Origin of the sequence: Aeromicrobium sp., assembly GCF_014378035.1 — a bacterium.
Classification (GTDB): domain Bacteria; phylum Actinomycetota; class Actinomycetes; order Propionibacteriales; family Nocardioidaceae; genus Aeromicrobium.
Window position 1 is genome coordinate 1 of record NZ_JACMOM010000381.1, and the last position, 5090, is coordinate 5090.

The 5090-nt window shown below is 64.3% G+C and carries 5 protein-coding genes; all 5 read left to right on the forward strand.

The window, feature by feature from the left end:
- A partial coding sequence (locus tag H7290_RS20250) for a CoA transferase (protein ID WP_290515823.1) occupies nt 1–666 on the forward strand: 666 nt, incomplete at its 5' end.
- A gap of 24 nt (nt 667–690) precedes the next feature.
- The gene (locus H7290_RS20255; RefSeq protein ID WP_290515824.1) at nt 691–1677 is read left to right on the forward strand and encodes an NADPH:quinone oxidoreductase family protein; all 987 of its coding nucleotides are present in this window, start codon (nt 691–693) and stop codon (nt 1675–1677) included.
- A complete protein-coding gene (locus H7290_RS20260; protein WP_290515825.1) occupies nt 1674–2867 on the forward strand; it encodes a thiolase family protein in 1194 nt (397 codons plus the stop codon). Before H7290_RS20255 ends, H7290_RS20260 begins: the two co-directional genes overlap by 4 nt.
- A gap of 11 nt (nt 2868–2878) precedes the next feature.
- Nucleotides 2879–3721 (forward strand): 3-hydroxyacyl-CoA dehydrogenase family protein, encoded by an 843-nt coding sequence (locus H7290_RS20265; protein WP_290515826.1) that lies wholly within the window; start codon nt 2879–2881, stop codon nt 3719–3721.
- A 403-nt stretch (nt 3722–4124) separates the two neighbouring features.
- Nucleotides 4125–4901, forward strand: a complete 777-nt coding sequence (locus H7290_RS21440) for a serine hydrolase (RefSeq protein ID WP_366927660.1) — start codon at nt 4125–4127, stop codon at nt 4899–4901.
- The last annotated feature ends 189 nt before the right edge of the window (nt 4902–5090 follow it).

A 5090-nucleotide genomic window follows, 5' to 3' on the forward strand; every position in this document is an offset into this window, starting at 1 on the left:
GTTCTCGACTCCAGCGAATCGCCGAGCCTGCCGGTCTCAGTCATCGCTGACATCGCGGCCGGCACCTACCCCGCCGTCGTCAACATTCTGCTGGGTCTGCGCAAGGCGGAACGAACGGGACAGGGAGAGCACATCCAGGTCTCCATGGCGCACAACCTCCAAGTCCTGTCGTACGGCTACTTCGCGACGCATCAGGCAGGTGGTGGGTGGCCGAAGGCAGGCGCGGAGCTGCTGACCGGTGGTAGCCCGCGGTACCAGATCTACGCGACGTCCGATGGCCGCCACATTGCGTGTGCCGCACTGGAGCAGAAGTTCTGGACCCGACTGGTCGAGATCGTCGGACTCGACCCGAAGTATCACTCGGACGAAGGCCAGGAGACAGCTGTCATCGCCGCTCTGCGAGAGGTGATCGTCGAGCATCCGTCCGGCCACTGGCGTGATGTTCTCGATGGTGAGGACGTCTGCGCGGTGGTGGTCTCGAGCTGGGACGAAGCCGTCGCAGCTGGACTGGTCGTGACCGATGGTCCGGCCCACGTGACCGAACCGCGAGGCGACCAACGTTCCTTCGCCACGCTCCCCAGCCCCCTGTCATCGGGACTTCGTCGGCCGGACGAAGTCGCCCCCTATCCGTCCTTGGCTGACCTTCCGCCAAACCCCTGGGTCTGAACCCACCACCATCAAGGAGTCACGATGCGCGCTGCACTTGTCAAAAATTTCGGCCCACCGTCCAGCCTGGTCATCCAGGAGGTTGACGACCTGTTGGCCGACGCGGGCGAAGTTGTCATTGAGGTCGCTGCCGTCAGCATCAACTACCCGGACATCCTCGTCGTTGAGGGGACCTATCAGAACATGCCCGAGCGACCGTTCAGTCCAGGCAAGGAGGCGGCAGGTCGAGTCTTGGCCGTCGGCACCGGGGTCGAGCGTGTGACCGTCGGACAACGAGTCCTGGTGCTTGTCGAGTTCGGCGCGTACGCCGAGCAGATCGTCGTTCCCGAGGATCTCGTCATCGACTTGCCTGACAGCATCGGCTACGTCGACGCAGCCGCGCTCGGCCTGGTCGCGTCCACCGCACACTTCGGCCTCTTGCGCCGCGGACAGCTGCAGCCCGGTGAGAACGTGTTGATCACTGGAGCAGGTGGGGGAGTCGGGTCCGCTGGAGTCCAGATCGCCAAAGCCAGCGGTGCGCGAGTCATCGCTCTGGCGCAGGACGAGGCGAAGGGAGAGGTCGCCCGACAGCAGGGCGCCGACGTGGTGCTCACATCGACCGCAGACACATTGCGCGACGACCTGCTCGAGGTCACCGACGGCAACGGCGTCGATGTCGTCCTCGACATGCTGGGCGGAGACTTTCTGACCCAGATCATTCGGGCGACAGCCTGGGAAGGCCGCATCGTCATCGTCGGTTTCGCTGCTGGCGGTCAGAACCCGATCAAGCCGGGTCACCTGCTGGTCAAGAACATCGCAGTGCTTGGTCTGCAGAGCAGTGACTACCGTGACCGGAACCCTGCCCTGATGCGGTCGACCATGCGTGAGGTGTTCGACATGGTCGAGGCAGGGCAGCTCGCATCTACTGTCGACACCACCTTTCCTCTGGAGAAGGCGGGCGATGCGCTCCAGTACGTCAAGGACGGCAGAGTCAAGGGCAAAGTCGTCGTCGTGACTGGAACAGCGTCGTGACCAGCACCAGCAGCGCATTCATCTACACCGCAGTCCGCACCCCCTTCGGACGGTTTGGTGGAGCTCTGGCGTCCGAACGGCCGGACGACCTCGCGGCGGCAGCCCTTCAAGGTTTGCTGGGTAAGGTCCCGTCCTTCGCCACCGAGTCGATCGGCGAGATTATTCTCGGCAACGCCAACGGTGCAGGCGAGGAGAACCGGAACGTGGCGCGCATGGCGACGCTCCTCGCGGGTCTTCCGGTCACCATCCCCGGAACGACCGTGAATAGGCTCTGCGGATCCTCCCTGGACGCAGCAATGATGGCCTCCAGAAGTATCGAGACCGGTGACGCAGACGTCGTGATCGCGGGGGGCGTCGAGTCGATGACTCGCGCTCCGTGGGTGCTTCCCAAGCCAGCTCGGGCTTTCCCCGCCGCCAACCTGGCGGCTGTCTCGACCACCCTGGGTTGGCGCCTGGTCAACGAGCGGATGCCGGCGGAGTGGACGGCCTCACTCGGAGAGTGCAACGAGCAGCTTGCCGACATGTACGGCATCTCACGAGAGCGGCAGGACGAGTTCGCGGCCCTGTCGCACCAGCGTGCTCACGAGGCATGGGAGAACGGTCGGTACGACGACCTGGTCATTCCACTTCCCGGAGTGGACGTGAACCGAGACGAAGGGATCAGGCCCGGCTCGACGGCAGAGAAGCTCGCGGCGCTGAAACCATCATTTCGCCCTAACGGAACGATCACCGCAGGTAACGCCTCGCCGCTCAATGATGGTGCTTCGGCTGTCTTGCTGGCCACCGAGGAGGCTGCGGACCAGATCGGCAGATCGCCCCTCGCCCGAGTTGCCGGCCGCGGAGCTGCCGCTCTGGCGCCGCAACAGTTCGGAATTGCCCCGGTCGAAGCCGCCAACCGCGCACTCGCCAGAGCCGACATCGGCTGGTCGGACGTCGGAGCGGTCGAGCTCAACGAGGCGTTCGCCGTCCAGTCCTTGGCGTGTATCGACGAATGGAAGATCGACCCGACCATCGTCAACGCTTGGGGCGGTGCCATCGCCATCGGCCACCCTCTCGGCGCGTCGGGCGGGCGGGTGCTTGGCACTCTTGCCCACCGCCTGATCGCCGAGAAGCAGCGATGGGGCGTAGCTGCCATCTGCATCGGCGTCGGGCAAGGTCTCGCCGTCGTCCTCGAGAACACGAACCTGTGAACGGAGTCCCAATGAGCATCCCCAGGAACATCGGCGTATTCGGCGGCGGACGAATGGGTGCGGGTATCGCGCACGCGTTCGTCGTGGCCGGCGCCAACGTGACCGTCGTCGAAGCAAATCAGACCGCAGCAGATGCCGCCGCTGACCGTGTCTTTGCGAGCCTTGCGAAGGCGGCCGAGCGCGGGAAGCTCAACGACGAACTCGACGCTGCCCGAAGTCGCCTCACCGTGGCCTCGTCAGCCGAGGCGCTGTCGGAGTGCGCCCTGATCATCGAAGCGGTGCCTGAGGTGGTCACGCTCAAGCAGGACATCCTTGCCAGCGTCGAACGAGTCGCCCAGAACGCGGTGCTCGCGACCAACACGAGCTCGCTGTCGGTCGACGTCATTGCTTCGAGCCTGCGCCGCCCGGACCAGTTCATCGGGCTGCACTTCTTCAACCCCGTGCCGGCCAGCGACCTGGTCGAGATCGTCGTCGGGTCCAAGACGTCCCCGGAGCTGGCCACCGAGGCCGCCCGCTGGGTCGAAGGCCTCGGCAAGACAGCGATCACCGTGACCGACTCGCCAGGGTTCGCATCCTCCCGGCTGGGAGTGGCCATCGCCCTCGAAGCGATGCGCATGCTGGAAGAAGGAGTGGCCAGCGCAGAAGACATCGACACCGCGATGACCTTGGGATACAAGCACCCCACCGGCCCGTTGAAGACCACTGACATCGTCGGACTCGACGTCCGGCTTGCCATCGCAGAACACCTGGCTCGCGAAGTCGGAGATCGTTTCGATCCGCCGGCCATCCTTCGTCAGAAAGTGGCCGACGGACAACTGGGGCGCAAGGCCGGCCAAGGCTTCTACCGTTGGTGAGCCGAGAACTGGCGCGCTCGGCGGCATCGCCCAGCCTGACAACGTCCGAGATCACCCCACGAGCGCAGTTGCGTCATGGGCGAGCGCGTCCGGGACAGCGACCGCGACCGAAGCTGACGTGGGACACGTCGCCAATGTCACAGGGGATCATTTTCCGGTCCACACCAGCGAGGGGTTCGCGCGGTCGACGGAGTTCGGAACTCGGTTCGCATACCGGCTGGTCGACCTGCCCTTCGCTCATGGCCTGATGTGGGCGCGAACAGGCGAGCTGGACGACAGCGTCATCGCGTTACTCTCCACCAAGCGGTGAGAGTTCCTTGCTCCCATTCAGATCGGAAGCACCATCGCGTTCCACCACCACCACCACCACCACCATGATAGTGACGTCGACCAGCAGGACCGTGTGGCCGGGTGGAGGAGTCCGCGTCCGGGCGACCCTGCTGACACCTACAAGTTCTTAGCTGACCTCCGGTCCTCGGGAACGCACGGCGATAGGTTCCAGTACTGTTCTGCGGCCACCGACGTCCTCGCGTGGTTGGCCGAGATCTGGACTGGTCGGCGCTACCCAGAGATCGCGTCTACTCACCTCTGGGCGCGTTTGGGTTCTGAACACGATGCGTTGGTCACCGTGGACGCCAGCGGGTTCGCTTTCGCCAACGGCGGGATTGCCTGCACGGCTCGAGATCTGGCCCGAGCGGGAAGGCTCGTGCTCGACGGCGGCCGTCGCGGAGACAAACAGATCGTTCCGCAGGCCTGGATCGAAGCAACAAGGACTGGCGGTAGACCCGAGGCTGCGGTTGGCAGTCTCTTTTCAGGCCATCCATCCTGCGGGAACGTATCGCAACCAGAGGTGGGTCACAGACGACGCGCGGAGCTCGCTCCACGCGGCGGGAATCCACGGCCAGATCATTGGGGTCGATCCGGAGAGCGACACCGTCATCGTCAAGTTCTCGGCGATGGACCCCGCTGTTTCGGAGCACTCCTCACGCCTTCATGCTCAACATTTCCGCCAGCTCGCACTCGCGGACATTGCGGGCTTGCTGAACCCTCTACTCAGTCTGGTGGAACCGCAATCGGCCAATGCCGCCAGCGCTGGTGCCCCGATCTCGGGGTTACGATGGCCGCTACAACTTCAAGATCGGTGCACCCCCAGGGGGCACATCGCACGGTGCAACAGTGAGTAACGGGACCCAACGGAACCAGATTTCACGCTCAGCACGCCGAAATCGGCCATTCTGAGCGTGGAATCGATCTGGTTCAAGTCCCCCCTCGGACACAAGTTGTAAGGAGTGAAACCCCTGTAGTTTCAGGGGTTTCACTCCTTTCTTCTTGGGTCCAGGCCGCGAATGTGCCGCCATAGGGGGCACAA

What these genes read in the sequence shown, in the direction of transcription:
- H7290_RS20265 (WP_290515826.1), top strand. Translation starts at nt 2,879, where the DNA reads ATGAGCATCCCCAGGAACATCGGCGTATTCGGCGGCGGACGAATGGGT.
- H7290_RS20255 (WP_290515824.1), top strand. Translation starts at nt 691, where the DNA reads ATGCGCGCTGCACTTGTCAAAAATTTCGGCCCACCGTCCAGCCTGGTC.